We start from the raw sequence: 17,359 nt of genomic DNA on the forward strand, positions 1-17,359 counted from the left end.
CGTGAAATTAAGGGGCAGTCTGTTCGCTTCACCCGGATGGATTGGCGCTGGAAAGCGTTGCGCAAGACGGCCTGCTGCTGCCAAGGGCGTATCCATGCTTTATTCGCTCATCCGCCCGGCCCTCTTCACTCTCGATGCAGAACGTGCCCATGGCCTTGCCATAAAGGCACTGAAGGCCTTGCCGCGCGGCAGGCCGGAGCCCTTGGGAGGCCCGCTTGAGACAGAGGTGGCAGGCATTCGTTTCCCCAACCCTGTCGGCATGGCCGCCGGGTTCGACAAGGATGCCGAAGTGGCAGACGCGCTGCTGGGGCGTGGCTTCGGCTTCGTCGAGGTCGGCTCCATCACCCCGCTGCCGCAACCGGGCAATCCGAAACCCCGCCTGTTCCGGCTGGAGGAGGACCGCGCGGTCATCAATCGCATGGGGTTCAACAATGGCGGTGCCGAGGCCGCTGCCGTGCGCGTCGCCTCTCGCGGGACCCGCCCCGGCGTGCTGGGAATCAACATCGGCGCCAACAAGGACAGCGCGGATCGCATCGCCGACTATGCCGCGATGACACGTATCATGGCGCCTTACGCCGCCTATCTTGCCGTGAATATCTCCAGCCCGAACACACCGGGACTGCGCGCCCTTCAGGACGAAGGCGCGCTGGTGGAACTGCTCGACGGCGTGCTGGAAGCGCGCGGGGCACAGGGCCCGCCGGTGTTCCTGAAGGTCGCGCCCGACCTGCAGAATGCAGACGTCGACGCCATCACCCGCATCGCGATGGACAAGGCGCTGGGTGCGCTGATCGTTGCCAACACCACGATCTCCCGGCCCGAACTTGCATCCGAGCACCGGGGCGAAACCGGCGGCCTGTCGGGCGCTCCGCTGAAGCCGCTGGCGCTGGAAATGGTCCGCGCCTTCCGCAAGGCCTCGGGCGGGGCGATCCCGCTGGTGGGCGTGGGGGGCATCGCGACGGCAGAAGACGCATGGGAGCGCATCCGTGCAGGCGCCAGCCTGGTACAGCTCTACAGCGCAATGACCTATCGCGGGCCAAGCATTGCCCGGCAAATCACCAAGGGTCTCACGAAGCTGATGAAGCGCGACGGCTTCGCCAGCATTGCCGAGGCGGTGGGCAGCGAAGAGGCCTAGGGCTCTCCCACGAGCACCACGCCTTCGCGCCGCGGATCGTAACCGCCGTCGACCTCGCCATCGCGGATCAGCACCGCGTGAACGCCGGAGTCCTCGCCCTGGCCGGGCTGCAGGTCGATACCCCGCTCGGCAAGGCCTGCGATGATCGCCGGATCGAATCGGCTCACCTCGCCGCCGATGCGGTTGCCGCGCGCGACGAGGTTGGGCTGTGCGAGTGCCTCCTGCACGGAAAGCCCCCAGTCGACCGCCGCGACAAGCGTCTTGCCGACATAGGCGGGAATGGAGTTGCCCCCGGCAGAGCCGATCGCTCCGGCAAACTGGCCATCGGCATCCAGCAGGATCAGCGGTACCATCGAAGAGCGGGGCCGCTTGCCGGGTGCCACGGCATTGGGTGCCTCGTCGCCGTCGGGCTGGAGCGGGTTGAAGGAAAAATCGGTCAGCTGGTTATTGAGGAAGAAACCGTCGACCATTCGGCCAGTGCCGAAAATGGATTCAACCGTGGTGGTGATCGAAAGGACATTGCCGCGGGCGTCTCGCACGATGAAGTGCGAGGTGCCCGCAGGCTCCAGCGTCAGGTCTTCGATGGCCAGATCCGCACCCGCTGGCCGTCCCGGCTCCACGTTCTCGGCCGCCACCGGGCCGATCAGCGATGCGCGCGCGTCGAGGTAAGCCGTGTCGAGCAGGCCCTCGACAGGCACGTCGACGAAATCGCCATCGCCGAAGTAGGCATCGCGGTCGGCGTACATCAGGCGGCTGGCTTCGGCGAAGAGATACCAGGCCTGCGGGTCGTCCGGGCCACGCTCGGCAATATCGGTCCGCTCCAGCAGGGCGAGCAGTTCGAGCATCGCGGCCCCGCTCGACGGTGGCGGCGGGGCGCAGACACGGTATTCGCGCCACGGATTGCAGACGGGCTCTCGCCTGATCGGGCGGTAATTGGCGAGGTCCGCCATCGTCATGGTGCCGCCCCGCGGCGCGGCGCGCGTGCGCTGGACGATCTCGGCAGCGGTGCTGCCCTCGTAAAGTGCGGAGATACCGTTGGCGGCCAGCCGCCTGAGGAAATCGGCATATTCTGGGTTTTCCAGCCGGTCCCCCGCGCCCTTGCGCGTGCCATCGGGCCTCGCGAAGTAGGCGGCAGCATCGGGCTGGGCCAGTTGCGGGAAATCGATGCCGAGGAACCGCCCGAGACGCGGGCTGATGATGAAGCCCCGCTCTGCCGTAGCGATAGCAGCGTCGAACAGCCCGTCCCAAGGGAGTGCGCCGTGCTCCTCGTGCAGCATTGCCAGTGCCGCCACCGCGCCGGGGACGCCCGTCGCCCGTCCGCTGACCACGGCTTCGCGATAGCCCAGCGGCTCCCCGTCGGCGTCGAGGAACATCGTGCGGCTGGCCTGTGCCGGAGCCGTCTCGCGTCCGTCGTAGATGATGACGCTGTCGCTCGAGGCATCGTAGTAATTGAGGAACGCGCCGCCGCCCATGCCGGAACTTTGCGGCTCCACGAGCGAGAGCATCGCCTGCACCGCCAGCGCCGCGTCCGCCGCACTGCCGCCGCGCTCCAGCACATCCATGCCGGCCTGCGCCGCCAGCGGGTTGGCCGCGATCACGAACGGGGCGACCTCCTGCTGCGCGACGGGAGCCGATGCCGGCGTTTCGACCGTGGCAGGAACAGGGGCACAGGAGGCGAGAGTCAGCGCGGCGAGAGCGGCGCAAATGCGTGTGAGGACCATGGCGCAAGCCTTAGGCATCAAGCCCGGCGCTGGCAATGAAGCAGGCTTGCCCCCCGCGCGCCTGCCGCCTAACTCCTGTTTTCAAGTCACTGTCCCGGCCAGAAAACAACCAAGGCCGGTCGCAAGGGAGAGCACCGCGCATGCAACTCGCCGATATCGACAATGCCAGCAGCCTCGTCGCGCTGTTCCTGCAGCGCGCCGACGAGCGCGGCGACAAGCCGTTCCTGACGGCGAAGAAGGACGGCGAGTGGGTGTCCATGTCCTATGCCGAGGCGGCCGAGAAGGTCTGCCTGATGGCGGAGAACCTGCGCAAGCTGGGCCTGCGCGATGGCGACAGGGTGGTGATCGTGGCGGAAAATCGCCCGGAATGGTGCATCGCCGACCTTGCCATCATGGCCGCAGGCTGCATCACCACGCCGGCCTACACTACGAATACAGAGCGCGATCACTGCCATATCCTCGATGATTCCGGTGCAAGCGGCGTGGTGCTGGGCAATGCGAAACTGGCAGGGCCACTGTTCCGCGCCATCATGAAAACGGGACGCGGCAAGCAGGTGATCGCGGTCGATCCGGTTTCCTCCTCGCAAAGCGGCAGTATCGAACTCACCAGCTGGGACTCGATTACCGAGGGAGACCCGGTGGCAGCGCGCAAGGCCGTGGACGCGCGCATCGCCGGCTTCAAGCGCGACGACATGGCCTGCATCATCTACACCAGCGGCACCAGTGGCGCGCCGCGCGGGGTGATGCTGCACCACGGCGCGATCCTGCACAACGTCGCAGCCGCGGCCCATGTGATCGAGAACGATTTCGGCTGGGAAGAGGAACGCTTCCTGTCCTTCCTGCCGCTGAGCCACGCGTTCGAGCACACGGCCGGTTTCTACCTGCCGCTGGGGCTGGGCGCGGACATCTGGTTTTCCGAAGGGCTCGACAAGCTTTCCAGCAACCTGGAGGAAGCGAGGCCCACGATCATGGTCGTCGTGCCGCGCCTGTTCGAAGTGCTGCGATCGAAGATGATGAAAGCGATCGAGAAGCAGGGCAAGCTCGCCCGCTTCCTGCTGGGTCGCGCACTTGTGCTGGGCGAGAAGCAGGTGAAGGGCACCACCGGCCTCATCAGCGCGGCGGACGAGGCTCTGCTCTCCGCCACCCTGCGCCCCAAGATCAAGGATCGCTTCGGCGGCCGGGTGAAAGCCCTCGTTTCCGGCGGCGCCCCGCTCAACCCGGAAGTCGGCGGGTTCTTCCAGGCCATGGGTCTCACCATGCTGCAAGGCTACGGCCAGACGGAGAGCGCACCGGTCATTGCGTGCAACTATCCCAGCGCCGGGATCAAGCTCGACACCGTCGGCCCGCCCCTGCGCGGCGTGGAAGTGAAGATCGCCGAGGACGGCGAGATCCTGGTGCGCGGCGAGCTGGTGATGATGGGTTACTGGCAGCGGCCCGACGATACCGAGAGGACACTGGAAGGCGGCTGGCTGCATACCGGCGACGTGGGCCACATCGACGACAAGGGCCGAATCAAGATCACCGACCGCAAGAAGGACATCATCGTCAACGACAAGGGCGACAATGTCGCTCCGCAGAAGCTGGAAGGCATGCTGACGCTGCAACCCGAAATCAGCCAGGCGATGGTCTCGGGCGACAAGAAACCCTACATGGTCGCGCTGATCGTGCCCGATGCCGAATGGGCCGTGGCCTGGGCGCGGGAGAACGACGAGAAGTTCGACATGGCCGCGCTCCAGGACCTGCCCGCCTTCCGCGCCGCCATCAAGGCAGCGATAGACCGCACGAACGAGGATCTCTCGGTGATCGAGAAGGTGCGCAAGTTTGTGCTGGCGGACGAACCGTTCACCGTCGACAACAACATGATGACGCCGACGATGAAGATCCGGAGGATGCAGATCCGCGAGAATTACCAGGATCGCCTGGACGCGCTTTACTGAGACACGGCGGGAGTCAGGCGGCTTCGGCCTCGATCTTTTCCGGATAGAAAGCCGGCTCCTTGCTCGACCATGCGGGCGCAGTGGCGGCTGCCTCGCTCAGCGATTGCAGCAGCATCCGGCGCCGTTCCGGGCGGATCTGGGGAAGGGCGGCCGCAGCGCAGAACGCCGCGGGAAGGAAGGGCCGCACTGCGGCGCCCAGCAGACGCTCGTACAGGAAACGATAGGCAGAGAAGCTGTCGAGCCGTTCCATGGCAAGGTCCTGCGCCGAAATCCGCAGCAGGGTGCCCATCAGGCTTTCGACCCCGTCGAACGACTCCCCTTCGGGAATCAGCGTCCGCAGGTGCTTCAGTTCGCGATAGGCAAGGTACTGGCCGCGGATCGCGCGCTTGTCCTCGGGGCATACGCTCCAGGTCTTGAAGGCATCGCAGCGTCCCAGTGCGATATCGAGCGAGCGTTCGATGAACTCCTGCTCGTATTCGGCAAAGCCTGCAAACTCGCGCATCTCGGCGATGGTGAGAGAGAACGTCTTCGATTCGTGACCCATGATCGGCCCTTCCCTTGCGGTGTCAGGGAAAGGTGTGCGCTCGTATGGTTAATATATTGTTTGCTTCGCGCTGGCCCTGAACGGGCGAGCGAAGTCCTAACTAGATCAATCCCGCCAATGGCGAACTCGGATCGGCATATTTGCGCCGTCCCATTCGGCCGGCAAGGTACGCTTCGCGACCTGCTTCGACAGCCAGCTTCATTGCGCGGGCCATGCGGATGGGGTCTTTCGCCTCGGCGATGGCGGTGTTCATCAGCACGCCGTCACAGCCCAGTTCCATGGCAACGGCCGCATCGGACGCCGTGCCCACGCCAGCATCCACCAGCACCGGCACTTTCGCGCCTTCCACGATCAGGCGGATGGTCACTTGGTTCTGGATGCCGAGCCCCGAACCGATCGGCGCGCCCAGCGGCATGATCGCCACGGCGCCTGCCTCTTCCAGCTGCTGCGCCGCGATGGGATCGTCAGTGCAGTAGACCATCGGCTTGAAACCTTCCTTGGCCAGCACTTCGCAAGCGCGGATGGTTTCCACCATGTTGGGATAGAGTGTCTTCGCCTCGCCCAGCACTTCCAGCTTCACCAGGTCCCAGCCGCCCGCCTCGCGCGCAAGGCGCAGGGTCCGGATGGCATCTTCCGCCGTAAAGCACCCCGCGGTGTTGGGCAGGTACGTGACCTTCTTCGGGTCGATATGGTCCATCAGCACGGGCTGGTTCGGATCGGAAATGTTCACTCGGCGCACGGCCACGGTGACGATCTCGGCCCCGGCAGCCTCCACCGCAGCGGCATTCTGGGCGAAGTCCTTGTACTTGCCCGTGCCCACGATCAGGCGCGAGGTGAAGCGATGGCCGGCAACTTCCCAGCTGTCGTCCTGCGAGTCCGGCGAAATGGTCTGCATCTGCGTCATGCGCGCGGCGGTATCGGCCCGATGACGCAGTGGCAAGGCCGTTGCTGCGCCGATGGCGCGCTCATTTCAGCCACCGCCGACGAAGTGGACGATTTCCAGCTGGTCGCCGTCCGTCAGGGCAACGTCCTCCAGCGTGGAGCGCGGGGCTATCTCGCCGTTGTGCTCCACGGCCACCTTTTCCGGCTTAAGGCCCAGTTCGCGCACCAGTGCGGCAATGGTGGCGGCTTCGGTCCGGCGGGTATCGCCATTGACGGTAATGGAAATCGGCTGGGTCATCACCAGCGGCACATAGGGCCTGTCAGCCGTGGCGCAAGTTGAGGATATGGCCCGCGGCCACCAGTGTCACGCCGATCATGGTCAGCACCGCTTCCTCGAACCCGTGGCCGACGGCCAGCGCGCCGCCCATGAAGGTGAGGCCCGTCATCGCCACGACGAAGGGCTTTGCCCGGCGATGTCTGATCGCTCCCACACCGATGGCGACACCGGCGATGATCGTCGCCAGCAAGAGACCCCAGCGATGGATATCGGGATCGAGCAGGAAGGCACCGCCAAGCCCCATCCCGGCAACCAGCACGAGGCCGAGTACGCAGTGCACGAGACACAGCGCAGACAGCATGACGCCGACACGGTCCAACCGGCCGCGAATCCAGGGGGTGATCGAGCCCATGCGCACCCATCTATGTAACGTCATAACATTGCGCAAGGGCCAGATGGCAATTTCACAGTCGCAAGCGATAGCCTGTGGGATACCTGCACCAAGGTGGGTGCTTGCGTATCCCGCCCTAAAGTTGCAAATCGCCCCCACCATGGTCGCCGCAACCCTATCCGATACCCCGTCCGCCACTGGCACGCCCCGTCCGCTCGCCCTCGCGCGCTGGTTGTTCGCGGTCGCTGCGCTGGTGCTGGTCATGGTCGCAGTGGGAGGCATCACGCGGCTGACCGAAAGCGGGCTTTCCATCACGCACTGGAGCCCAGTCAGCGGCACGCTACCGCCTTTGAGCGAGGCGGACTGGCAGACAGAGTTCGATCTCTACAAACAGACGGGTGAATACCGGAACGTCACCGGTCCAGCCGGGATGGACCTGGCCGCGTTCAAGTTCATCTTCTTCTGGGAGTGGTTCCACCGCCTGCTGGGCCGCGTGATCGGCCTTGCCTTTGCCGTGCCACTAGCGTGGTTCTGGCTGCGCGGCGCCATTCCCGCTGGATACAAGCCGCGTCTCCTCGCGCTGCTGGCGCTGGGCGGCCTGCAAGGGGCGTTCGGCTGGTTCATGGTCCGCTCCGGCCTCGGTGCCGAAATGACGGACGTCTCGCACTTCTGGCTTTCCATCCACCTGCTCACCGCGTTCTTCACGCTGGGTGGCCTTGTCTGGACGGCGCTCGATCTGCGACAGCTCGACGCAAGTGGGCGCGGGAAGCCTGCGCGCTTCACCGGGCTTACTTTCGTCGTGGCGGTGATCCTGTTCCTGCAACTCCTGCTCGGCGCGTGGGTCGCCGGGCTGAACGCGGGGCTTGCCTCCAACACCTGGCCGCTGATGAACGGGCGCCTCGTCCCGGAGGCAAACTGGTCGCAAGGCATCTGGTGGACGTTCACCCACGATCCGTTCTGGCTGCATTTTCTCCACCGCTGGTGGGCCTGGGTGGCCGTGGCGGCGCTGATCGTCATGGCCCGCAAGGTGAAGCCCTTGGACCGGCGCGCCTCGATTGCCATCCACTCGGCGTTCGGCATCCAGATCCTGCTCGGCATCGCGACGGTGCTGACGGGGGTCGATCTCTGGCTTGCCGTGGCTCACCAGGTCGTGGGCGCACTTCTGGTGGGTGCATTCGCCTGGGGTGCGCACGTGCTTGGCAGGCGCTCCTGATGGCGGCGGACGCCAGCAAGGCGGCCTTGATCTGGAGCCCGTTCGGCTCGGTCGAGGAGGGTCGGGAAGTGGCCGATGTCCTGTTGCGGGAAAATCTCGTGGCTTGCGCAAATATTCTCCCGCAGATGACCTCCGTCTTTCGCTATGAGGGACAGGTGCAATCGGCGAGCGAAGTCGGCGTTCTGTTCAAGACCCATGGCAACCTGCTCGCCAGGGCCACAAGACGGCTTACCGAGCTTCACCCATATGATACTCCCGCGATCTGCGGCTGGCTGGCGGACAGCGCCCCGCCAGCCACGCGCAATTGGCTCGCCGGCTTGCTGACCGAGGAACGATCATGACCGCGAGCACCGACAGGAGGGGCACGCTGGTGCTGGGCCTTGCAGCAGCCGTCACGCCTGCTGTGGTCAGTACGCGGGCCCTTGCCCTGCCGGTGGAACGCCTGATCGATCCGCCGGAAGGCCCCATGCGCTACAGCCGCAGCGTGACGCGCGATCTGATCGACGGGACACCCTTCACGGTGACGCGGGATTTCAGCATCGAGTTCCGCCGCTTTTCCGAGGGTTTCATGCTGCGCGGAGAGCAACAGGATGTGCGCATCGACGCGCCCGAAGTTCTGGCGCCGTTTGCCGAACTGGAACGTGCGCGGGACGAAAGCGGACTGTTTCCGATTGCGCTCAATGCCTTCGGCCAGATACTCTCATCGCAGATCGCACGGCAGGACGGCCCATACCTGCGCGAGGCCGTCGACGAAGCGGTTGCCGAGATCGCCTCCCATCCCATCGGCGAAGACGAGCGCGAGCAGGTGGTGCAGTTTCTCCGCGCCCTCCAGCAGGTCGGAAACCGCGTAACGGCGCACCTGCCACCGGACCTATTCGCCCCCGCTTCGCAATCGCGCCACGATGAGCGCGACATAGCCTTGCCGGGTGGCGTCGCAGGCAAGGTAGAAACCGTGTTCGAGGCCGAGCGCGATGAGCGGACAGGGCTGATGCGCGCGGCCAACCGCACGGTGCTGACACGCGTCGCGCAGACCACCCGTGGCACCCGCGAACGCTGGAGCCTGACCGCTTCCTGAGACCCGGCGCGAACCGTCCCGATTCCGGCACGGTATTATTTTACCTCTCCGGTATCGCCCGGATTTGCTTGACTTGCGGCACCCGAAGCGACAAATGCGCGCCTTCGCTGGCCCGCCAGCACGGTGATTCTCCACCACAGTCGGGACGGCGGCGAATTTTCGCACTGATTTGAGGAATTTCAGCCATGAAGGCTCTGACGAAGACCACCCGGTCGATCAAGCCGGCCGAGGTCGAAAAGAAGTGGCACATCATCGACGCCGAAGGTCTCGTCGTCGGGCGCCTGGCTTCGATCATCGCCAATATCCTGCGCGGCAAGCACAAGCCGAGCTTCACCCCGCACGTCGATTGCGGAGACCACGTCGTCGTGATCAACGCCGACAAGGTGAAGTTCACCAGCAACAAGGCTGCCAAGAAGGTCTACTACAAGCACACCGGCTATGCCGGCGGCCTGAAAGAAACCACTGCCGAGAAGATCCTCGACGGTCGTTATCCCGAGCGCGTGCTGGAGAAGGCCGTGGAGCGTATGATCCCCACGGGTCCGCTGGGCCGCGCCCAGATGAAGGCGCTGCACCTCTACAATGGCACCGAGCACCCGCATGACGGCCAGAAGCCCGAAGTGCTCGACGTTGCCTCGATGAACCGCAAGAACAAGGTGTCCGCATAATGGCTACCGAAGAAAACAACACCGCCAACGACCTGTCCGACCTGAAGGACGTGGTGGGCGATGCGCCTGCTGCCGATGCCGGTGAAGGTGAAACCGCCGCTCCCACCGCGCCGCTGCGCGAGCAGGAACTCGACGAGCATGGCCGCGCCTATGCCACCGGTCGCCGCAAGGACGCCACGGCCCGCGTGTGGATCAAGCCCGGCACCGGCAAAGTCACCGTCAACGGCAAGGACCAGGAAGTGTACTTCGCCCGTCCGACGCTGCGCCTCGTGATCAACCAGCCGTTCACGATCTCCGATCGTGAAGGTCAGTACGACGTGATCGCCACCTGTTCCGGCGGCGGCCTCTCCGGCCAGGCCGGCGCGGTGAAGCACGGCATCAGCCAGGCGCTGAGCAAGTTCGAGCCTGCCCTGCGCAGCACGATCAAGGCCGCCGGCTTCCTCACCCGCGACAGCCGCGTGGTAGAGCGCAAGAAGTACGGCCGTGCCAAGGCACGCCGCAGCTTCCAGTTCAGCAAGCGCTAAGTTTCGGCGCGCTACAGCGCGCCTCAAGAGTTTCCTCGACGGAGGAAAATGCGAAGGGCGGCCCCCACGAAGGGTCGCCCTTTTTGCATTGGGGAATGCGATCGGGTCCTAGTGGACCTTCTGGCCTTCGAGCAGCGCGTCGACCTCGCCAAGCAGGCTGTCGATGCTGAGAGGCTTGGCAAGATAACCACCCGCTCCCGCGCGGCGAATACCTTCCTCGTCCAGCTTACCGGCGTAGGCGGTGATTGCCAGGATCGGGATATGCTGCGTGCGCGGATTCTTCTTGATCTCGCGAATCAGCTTGCGGCCCGATACGTGCGGCAGGTGGATATCCATGGTGATGATATCGGGTGAGAAAGTGTCCACCGCGTCCAGCACGCGGGCGCCATCGTCCACGAGCATCAGTTCGTAGCCGCGCTGCTTGAAGACGGCCTCGTAGAACATCCTGTTCAGCAGGTCGTCTTCGACGATAAGGACTTTGGTGGTCATGACGGCAATCTACGATGAATAAGCAGATTCGATCCTGTCGCTGCGACAAAATGGCCCGAAAAGGCGGCGGGCTGACTTTCATCAGTGCTTTTTTGTCGCCATAAACCTTTAGAACTAGGGGATTATGACTAAGCTTTGGAGCTAATTCCCGGCACCATTTGCTATCAATGGACAGGGGGATCGGTACGGGGAACCTTGCCGACAGGCGCCACGGGTTCTCCTTTTTCGCGCGGCGGCATGGCGTCTTCTGGCACATCGCCGATCATCATGTCGCGGGTGCGCACATCTTCCAGGTTGCGCACGCGTACACTCAGGTTATCGCCATCCCAGGTCAGTTCGTTGAAGCTGGGAGGTGTCGAGCGAACCCGCTGCGACAAGGTGCCTGCGCCGATCATGCGAACCTCGCCGTGGACCGTCTCCTCCATGATATCGAATGCGTCGTGCACGTGGCCGGACAAGACTGCGAGCACCGGACGCTGCGCAAGTTCGTTCAGCGCATTCTGTCCGTTCTTCGTCAGCGCCGTTCCCTGGGTGCCGACCTCGCGCAAGGGATGGTGCACGGCCACCAGCGCGCGCACTCCGCTAGGCAGCTTGTCGATCGCTGTCAGGCATCGTTCCAGCGCGGCATCCGTTACCCAGCCTTTCGACCAGTTCAGGCGCGGCTGCCAGCGGCGCACCGTCTTCAGCGGCACGATGGCAAGGCCGGGCAGGTCGATCTCGGCTTCCACCTTGTCGGCAATGCCGCGGATTCGCTTGTACGGATCGAAGAACCGTTCGATCGGATTGAAATAGGGCAAGTCGTGGTTGCCCACTTCCACCGTCACCGGCGCGTCGAGCGACTTGATCCAGCGGCAGGCCGCATCGAATTCCCGGTGCCGTGCGCGCATGGTCAGATCGCCCGTTATGGCAACCGCGTCGGGCTGCCGCTCGGCGATTTCCTGTTTCACCCAGTCGAGCGCGCGGTTGTCCTCCAGACCGAAGTGAATGTCGGAGAGGTGGAAGAGCAGCTTGCGATCAGTCATCGGAGGGCTTCGCTAGCAGGTCCACTTCGCATGTTGCCAGCCGGAACTGCGTTGGACCTGCCGCCTCGGCCGGTTCGCCATCCAGCAGAACGCCGAATTTTTCTGCCCCCACGCTTGCCAGCACAAGATCGTCGGCCTCGCCGATGTGATCGTGCGGCCCCTGGCGAAAATCGTGCTTCGCCAGTGCCAGCAACTGGTCGACGAATTCGGCAGTCGTCTCGGCATGATAGGCATAGAGCGCGACAGTCGCGTCGTGCGGCTCCAGCAGCAGGAGCGGATAGCCCTCGGACCGACCAAGAGGCGGCTCGACGCATCTGAGCGGCTCGTCCTGCAAGGTGCGGGCGAAAGCCTCTTTCGACTCGGTCGCCATGGCCAGAACGTCAGCGTTGCGCATGGCTTCGCGCACGTCGTTCCAGCTGGTGCCAGGCCCGGCGAGCAGCCCGGCGTAGGCATCGCCCAGCGCACTGCGGATTATGCCTGGGCGGCGCACCTGCAGATCGCCTTTGCCCGCAAGGCTCAGCACGCCCTCCAGCTCCATGTCCCCAAACAGGCGATGATAAAGCAGGTTCATTGTTCCGCCGGGCAGCACCAGCACCTGCCCTCCCCAGCCCGACAGGGCGTTGAGCGCGGCATTCACCGTTCCGTCGCCGGCAAAGATGGCCACGAGGTCTATTCCGCCTGCGTCCAGCATCGCAGGCGTGGGCAGGTCGTCGGAGGGGAAGCTGCTGCGATAGGCGGCGCGCAGCCCGCAATCGGCGCAACCGGAGCTCATCCGCTCCAGCGCCTCGCGATCGTTCGAACCGCTGGCATCGTTGTGCACCAGCCAGAGCGCGCGTTCCTGTCCCCTAGCACCTTCCATGTGTCTGAAAGCGCAGCATCGACCGCACGGTTCCCGCTAGAGCCGGCCTGACACGATGGACCACGCCGCGCCCAGGTTGACGAGGAAGTATCCGCCATAGAGCCAGACCCAGTGCACCGCACCGGCCTCGGCAGCATAGAGAGCACCGCACAGCAGCACGAATTCCAGCGCAAGACTTGCCGCGCGGGCACCCTGCAAGGCCCGCGGCGGCATTTCGGAGAGCATCCGGTGCCCGCTGGCGATAACCGCGCGGTGACAGGCAAAATTGCCCATTCCAAGCAGGAAGGTGATGATCAGCGCCATGACTCCGGATGTGCCTGAAGCGCGCAACATTCGCAATGCGTGTGCCGGGATGCTTTCGCAATCTGTCGTTGGTGGAGCGGCATCGACGCTTCGTCGGCCAAGGCACCTGCTGGTCGATTGGGAACGCGTGCAGGTCGACCTGTTGCAGCGCCGAGGCCCGGCCGGGCCTAGATAGGTAATCGCACCGCAGCTGTTCCAGTCCCACCGGCTGCGGTGCGACCCCCCGATGAGGAATTTCAGGGACTTGAGGAGGAGGAGAGAAGACCATGAAGACCCCGAAGATCACTTTCGCCCTGGCCCTTGCCGCTGCAGGAATGGCCGCTGCCCCCACGATGGCGAGCGCCGAAGACAGCCAGACCGTTCGCGTCACTTACGAAGATCTCGATCTCAGCACCCAGTACGGTATCGACGAGCTGGAGAAGCGCATCGAGCGCGCGGCAAGGCAGATTTGCGGCAACGACATCCGCACCGGCACCAATATCCGCAGCCGTGACGCCCGTGCGTGCGTCTATGAGACTAAGCAGCAGATCAGCGAGCAGTTCGCCGAGGTGGTCGCCAACGCCCAGCGCGGTGGCTGACAAGCCCACCAGCGATAACGCAGAAATGAAAAGGGCGCTTTCCCCGGGAAAGCGCCCTTTTTCGATTGTCTCGCGGGGTTGGCAGGAGCGCCGCACGCTAACGTCCGGCCATCGCCTTCACTTGCTTGAGATAGGTGCGCCCGATCCGCAGTTCTTCTCCGTCGGCAAGTTCCGCGCACCAGACACCCAGGCCTTCGTGCTTGAGGCCGGTAATGAAATCCTTGCGCAGGATGGTGGAGCGGTGGATGCGGATGAACTTCTCCGGGTCGAGCTTTTCCTCGAGGCCGGCGATGGTCTGCAGCAGCAGGTAGCTTGTCTCCCCCACGTGCAGGCGCACGTAGTCGCGCTCTGCATCGATGCGATAGACTTCGGCGGCATCGATGCGCAACAGTTCCGAGCGATGCGGCACCCAGAACTCGGCGAGCCACTCACTCTCGTCCTGTGCGCCTCCGGCACCACGCGACTTGCGCGACAGGGCGCGCTCTATCGCTCGCTCCAGCCGTTCTGTCGCGACGGGTTTCAGCACGTAGTCCACCGCTTCGAGGTCGAACGCCTCGACGGCGAAGTTTTCATGGGCGGTGACGAAGATGACGGCGGGCGGCGTTTCCAATTTGCCCGCCTCGGCGGCAACCTGCAATCCGTCCTTGCCCGGCATCGTCATGTCGAGCAGCAGCAAGTCGGGGTTGAGTTTTTCGGACAGGCGCAGGGCGGACTCGCCATCGTTCGCCGTGCCGATCACCTGCAACTGCGGCAGTTCCGCGCACAGCACCTGCATCCGCTCGATCGCGAGAGGTTCGTCATCCACGATCAGCGTGCGCAATGCGCCGTTATCGTTGCTGTTCACGCTGCCACCCTTTCCTTGATGCGTTTCAATGGCATCCGCAGGTGCGTGGCATAGCCGCCGGGTACCTGGCCGGATACGACCGTCGCCTCGTTGCCGAACCGCGCTTCAAGCCGCTGCCTTACGTTGGTGAGGCCGATGCCGAAACCGGGGCGGGTGTCGTCGCGGTCTTCCGCGCTCTGGCCGTCGTCGGAAATTGTCACCACCAGCCGGTCGTATTCCTCGCGCGCGGCAAGGGTGATCGTCACCTGGCCCGAAGAAGGCGCCACGGCGTGCTTCACCGAATTCTCGATCAGCGGTTGCAGGATCATGCCGGGGATCAGCGCATTCTCCAGATCTGCCGGGATGTCATAATGCGTCCGCAGGCGCAGCGGGAAGCGCACGGCCTCGATCTCGAGATAGAGCTTCTGCAAGTGGATTTCCTCGCGCAGCGTCACGTCGGACGTGGTGTCGTCGGCCAGGCTGCGGCGATAGAACGTGCTGATCGTCTGGATCATGCGCTCGGCCGCTTCGGTCTTGCCGGTCAACACGAGCGCGGAGAGCGAATTCAGCGTATTGAACAGGAAATGCGGATTCACCTGGTAACGCAGGGATCGCAGCTCCGCGGCCTTGGCAGCGTTGCGGAACTGCTGCTCGCGCCGTTCGGCATCGCGGGCCTTCTCGCCCGTCAGCAAGGCAAGGTAGAGCGCGCACCACGCCAGCAGCAGGAAGTACCGGCTGAAGGCAATTTCGATCAGCTGCTGGTACGTGCCGATCGTCACCAGTTCGGAAAGGTCTGTCAGCAACGCCTCCCGGCCGCTGTCCGCGTCCAGCCCGCGCGCCTCGGCGAATTCCTGCAACACCTTGTCGTTCAGCGCATTCTGCATGTCGGCGAAGATCACCGTGTTGGCCTGCGCGCACAGCAGGGCGGCCGGCATGGCAAGCAACAGCGCAGCGGCGATCTTCACCCATAAGGGCTTGCCATCGAACGGGCGCAGCACGATCCAAAGGCCCATGGTGATGAGAATGCCGACGGACACCGACAGTACGCGCAACCAGATGATCTGGTCGGCAAAGTCCATGTCCAGCAATTCCGCCCGCAGCGTGACGATGACGAAATAGGTCGCCCACAATCCGAAGATCGAGGCGAGCACGGTCTTGAAAGGCACGCGCGACGTGTGCTTTTCCGGTTTTGCCGCAATTTCCATGCAGCCGGTCTAGCCCAGAGGCGTTACGGCAACCAGTGCGGATAGCGGTTTCCATCGAAGGCCCTGTGTCATTGGTCGAACACGAGCGATGGAAACCGGCCTATTTCGCGCCCAGCAGTTGCTCCTCACGGATTTTTTCGCGCCAGTGCAGAGGGGCGAGGGTGTGGACGTTGTTACCCTGCGAATCGACGGCGACGGTGACCGGCATGTCCTTCACCGTGAATTCGTAGATGGCTTCCATGCCCAGTTCCTCGAAGGCGACGACCTTCGATTCCTTGATGGCACGGGCCACTAGATACGCCGCACCGCCGGTCGCCATGAGGTAGGCGACCTTGAAGCGGCTGATGACTTCCACCGCATCCGCCCCCCGCTCGGCCTTGCCGATCATCGCCAGCAGGCCCTGGTCGAGCATCATCTCGGTGAACTTGTCCATGCGCGTGGCCGTGGTCGGGCCTGCCGGGCCGACGACTTCGCCCATCACCGGGTCAACGGGGCCGACGTAATAGATGGCGCGGCCCTTGAAATCGACAGGCAGTTCCTCGCCTGCATCCAGCATGTCCTTGATCTTCTTGTGCGCGGCATCGCGCCCGGTCAGCATCTTGCCGTTGAGCAGCAGGCGATCGCCGTGCTGCCAACTCGCCACTTCCTCGGGCGTCAGGTTGTCGAGGTCGACACGCCTGGCCTCGGCATCCGGCTCCCAGTGCACGTCGGGCCAGGCGTCGAGATCGGGCTGCGGCAGGTAGGCCGGGCCGCTACCGTCGAGCGTCACGTGTGCATGACGCGTGGCGGCGCAGTTGGGAATCATCGCCACCGGCTTTCCTGCGGCATGGCAGGGCCAATCGAGGATCTTCACGTCCAGCACGGTGGAAAGCCCGCCAAGACCCTGCGCACCCACCCCTTGCGCATTCACCGCGTCGAAGATGTCGATCCGCAACTGCTCGATATCGGTCTGCGCGCCGCGCTGCTTCAGCTGGGCCATGTCGATCGGATCCATCAGGCTCTGCTTGGCGAGCTTCATGCAATGCTCCGCCGTGCCGCCGATGCCGATGCCCAGCATCCCCGGCGGGCACCAGCCTGCGCCCATCGAGGGGATCTGTTCCAGCACCCAGTCGACGATATTGTCGCTGGGGTTCATCATCTTGAACTTGGACTTGTTCTCGCTGCCGCCACCCTTCGCGGCGACATCCACGCCCACTGTCCTGCCCGGCACCATCTCTACCGAGAGGACACAGGGCGTATTGTCGCGCGTGTTGCGGCGCGTGAACGCGGGATCGGCGAGGATCGAGGCGCGCAGCTTGTTGTTCTCGTTGTTGTAGGCGCGGCGCACGCCTTCATCGACCACTTCCTGCAGGCTCTTGTCCGATTCAAGGCGGCAGTCCTGCCCCCATTTCAGGAACACGTTGACGATGCCGGTGTCCTGGCAGATCGGGCGGTGCCCTTCGGCGCACATGCGGCTGTTGGTCAGGATCTGGGCGATGGCATCCTTGGCCGCCGGACCCTGCTCCGCCTTGTAGGCTTCGCCCAGCGCCTGGATGTAATCCATGGGGTGATAGTAGGAGATGTATTGCAGCGCGTCGGCGATCGTTTCGACCAGGTCTTCCTCGCGGATCGTAATCATGTCGCTCATCGCTTGTGCACTCCTCTTGATCGGCCCTTTTCGCCGGCTCGCCCATAGGCGCGGGCTGGCCCGTTCGTCAAAACGCTTTCGTCGACCCTGGA

At 64.3% G+C, this 17,359-nt stretch carries 20 protein-coding genes; 8 read left to right on the plus strand and 12 right to left on the minus strand.

All coding sequences use genetic code 11. The features are described 5' to 3' along the window. The first annotated feature begins 94 nt into the window (after nt 1–94). Complete coding sequence (locus ABFX23_RS00335) at nt 95–1,132, plus strand: quinone-dependent dihydroorotate dehydrogenase (protein ID WP_346031155.1); 1,038 nt, start codon at nt 95–97, stop codon at nt 1,130–1,132. Here ABFX23_RS00335 and ABFX23_RS00340 read toward each other — a convergent pair. Then, the gene (locus ABFX23_RS00340) at nt 1,129–2,853 is read right to left on the minus strand and encodes a gamma-glutamyltransferase family protein (RefSeq protein ID WP_346031156.1); all 1,725 of its coding nucleotides are present in this window, start codon (nt 2,851–2,853) and stop codon (nt 1,129–1,131) included. The genes ABFX23_RS00335 and ABFX23_RS00340 overlap by 4 nt on opposite strands. A gap of 140 nt (nt 2,854–2,993) precedes the next feature. On the opposite strand from ABFX23_RS00340, the gene ABFX23_RS00345 reads away from it, so the two are divergent. Then, nucleotides 2,994–4,790: an AMP-dependent synthetase/ligase gene (locus ABFX23_RS00345; RefSeq protein ID WP_346031157.1), complete on the plus strand. Its 1,797-nt coding sequence runs from the start codon at nt 2,994–2,996 to the stop codon at nt 4,788–4,790. A gap of 13 nt (nt 4,791–4,803) precedes the next feature. On the opposite strand, the gene ABFX23_RS00350 is transcribed toward ABFX23_RS00345, so the two are convergent. The 4 genes from ABFX23_RS00350 to ABFX23_RS00360 all read right to left on the minus strand — a co-directional run bounded on the left by ABFX23_RS00350 (nt 4,804) and on the right by ABFX23_RS00360 (nt 6,905). After that, nucleotides 4,804–5,334, minus strand: a complete 531-nt coding sequence (locus ABFX23_RS00350; RefSeq protein ID WP_346031158.1) for a hypothetical protein — start codon at nt 5,332–5,334, stop codon at nt 4,804–4,806. Nucleotides 5,335–5,434: 100 nt separating this feature from the next. Then, nucleotides 5,435–6,238, minus strand: a complete 804-nt coding sequence (locus tag ABFX23_RS00355; RefSeq protein WP_428831629.1) for a thiazole synthase — start codon at nt 6,236–6,238, stop codon at nt 5,435–5,437. 66 nt (nt 6,239–6,304) lie between these two features. Then, the gene (thiS, locus tag ABFX23_RS17720; RefSeq protein ID WP_428831630.1) at nt 6,305–6,514 is read right to left on the minus strand and encodes a sulfur carrier protein ThiS; all 210 of its coding nucleotides are present in this window, start codon (nt 6,512–6,514) and stop codon (nt 6,305–6,307) included. A gap of 22 nt (nt 6,515–6,536) precedes the next feature. Then, nucleotides 6,537–6,905, minus strand: a complete 369-nt coding sequence (locus ABFX23_RS00360; protein ID WP_346031159.1) for a MerC domain-containing protein — start codon at nt 6,903–6,905, stop codon at nt 6,537–6,539. 139 nt (nt 6,906–7,044) lie between these two features. On the opposite strand from ABFX23_RS00360, the gene ABFX23_RS00365 reads away from it, so the two are divergent. The 5 genes from ABFX23_RS00365 to rpsI all read left to right on the plus strand — a co-directional run bounded on the left by ABFX23_RS00365 (nt 7,045) and on the right by rpsI (nt 10,361). Then, a complete protein-coding gene (locus ABFX23_RS00365; protein ID WP_346031160.1) occupies nt 7,045–8,097 on the plus strand; it encodes a COX15/CtaA family protein in 1,053 nt (350 codons plus the stop codon). Next, nucleotides 8,097–8,438, plus strand: a complete 342-nt coding sequence (gene cutA, locus ABFX23_RS00370) for a divalent-cation tolerance protein CutA (RefSeq protein WP_346031161.1) — start codon at nt 8,097–8,099, stop codon at nt 8,436–8,438. The genes ABFX23_RS00365 and cutA overlap by 1 nt, the downstream gene beginning before the upstream one ends. Next, nucleotides 8,435–9,172 carry a hypothetical protein gene (locus ABFX23_RS00375; protein WP_346031162.1) on the plus strand — a complete coding sequence of 246 codons (738 nt, stop codon included), beginning with the start codon at nt 8,435–8,437 and terminating at the stop codon, nt 9,170–9,172. The genes cutA and ABFX23_RS00375 overlap by 4 nt, the downstream gene beginning before the upstream one ends. A gap of 185 nt (nt 9,173–9,357) precedes the next feature. Next, a complete protein-coding gene (gene rplM / locus ABFX23_RS00380; RefSeq protein ID WP_120076218.1) occupies nt 9,358–9,837 on the plus strand; it encodes a 50S ribosomal protein L13 in 480 nt (159 codons plus the stop codon). Continuing rightward, nucleotides 9,837–10,361 (plus strand): 30S ribosomal protein S9, encoded by a 525-nt coding sequence (gene rpsI, locus ABFX23_RS00385; protein ID WP_346031163.1) that lies wholly within the window; start codon nt 9,837–9,839, stop codon nt 10,359–10,361. The genes rplM and rpsI overlap by 1 nt, the downstream gene beginning before the upstream one ends. A 108-nt stretch (nt 10,362–10,469) precedes the next feature. Here rpsI and ABFX23_RS00390 read toward each other — a convergent pair whose 3' ends face one another. The 4 genes from ABFX23_RS00390 to ABFX23_RS00405 all read right to left on the minus strand — a co-directional run bounded on the left by ABFX23_RS00390 (nt 10,470) and on the right by ABFX23_RS00405 (nt 13,034). Beyond that, entirely contained in the window at nt 10,470–10,850 is a 381-nt protein-coding gene (locus ABFX23_RS00390; protein ID WP_346031164.1) for a response regulator, read from the minus strand. Between the two features lie 164 nt (nt 10,851–11,014). Next, nucleotides 11,015–11,872, minus strand: coding sequence for a metallophosphoesterase family protein (locus ABFX23_RS00395; RefSeq protein WP_346031165.1), 858 nt, complete (start codon nt 11,870–11,872; stop codon nt 11,015–11,017). After that, the gene (locus ABFX23_RS00400; protein ID WP_346031166.1) at nt 11,865–12,731 is read right to left on the minus strand and encodes a diacylglycerol kinase family protein; all 867 of its coding nucleotides are present in this window, start codon (nt 12,729–12,731) and stop codon (nt 11,865–11,867) included. Before ABFX23_RS00400 ends, ABFX23_RS00395 begins: the two co-directional genes overlap by 8 nt. A gap of 36 nt (nt 12,732–12,767) precedes the next feature. Next, on the minus strand, nt 12,768–13,034 hold the full coding sequence (locus ABFX23_RS00405; RefSeq protein ID WP_346031167.1) for a hypothetical protein: 267 nt from the start codon (nt 13,032–13,034) through the stop codon (nt 12,768–12,770). Between the two features lie 266 nt (nt 13,035–13,300). On the opposite strand from ABFX23_RS00405, the gene ABFX23_RS00410 reads away from it, so the two are divergent. After that, the gene (locus ABFX23_RS00410; RefSeq protein WP_346031168.1) at nt 13,301–13,612 is read left to right on the plus strand and encodes a UrcA family protein; all 312 of its coding nucleotides are present in this window, start codon (nt 13,301–13,303) and stop codon (nt 13,610–13,612) included. A 97-nt stretch (nt 13,613–13,709) separates the two neighbouring features. Here the strand turns inward: ABFX23_RS00410 and ABFX23_RS00415 are convergent, their stop codons facing one another. From ABFX23_RS00415 to ABFX23_RS00425, 3 genes are all read right to left on the minus strand, one after another. Next, nucleotides 13,710–14,456 (minus strand): LytR/AlgR family response regulator transcription factor, encoded by a 747-nt coding sequence (locus ABFX23_RS00415; RefSeq protein ID WP_346031169.1) that lies wholly within the window; start codon nt 14,454–14,456, stop codon nt 13,710–13,712. Beyond that, a complete protein-coding gene (locus ABFX23_RS00420; protein WP_346031170.1) occupies nt 14,453–15,640 on the minus strand; it encodes a sensor histidine kinase in 1,188 nt (395 codons plus the stop codon). Before ABFX23_RS00420 ends, ABFX23_RS00415 begins: the two co-directional genes overlap by 4 nt. A 100-nt stretch (nt 15,641–15,740) precedes the next feature. Then, nucleotides 15,741–17,267: a fumarate hydratase gene (locus ABFX23_RS00425; protein WP_346031171.1), complete on the minus strand. Its 1,527-nt coding sequence runs from the start codon at nt 17,265–17,267 to the stop codon at nt 15,741–15,743. Between the last annotated feature and the right edge of the window lie 92 nt (nt 17,268–17,359).

Source organism: Erythrobacter westpacificensis (assembly GCF_039542285.1).
Lineage (GTDB): Bacteria > Pseudomonadota > Alphaproteobacteria > Sphingomonadales > Sphingomonadaceae > Alteraurantiacibacter > Alteraurantiacibacter westpacificensis.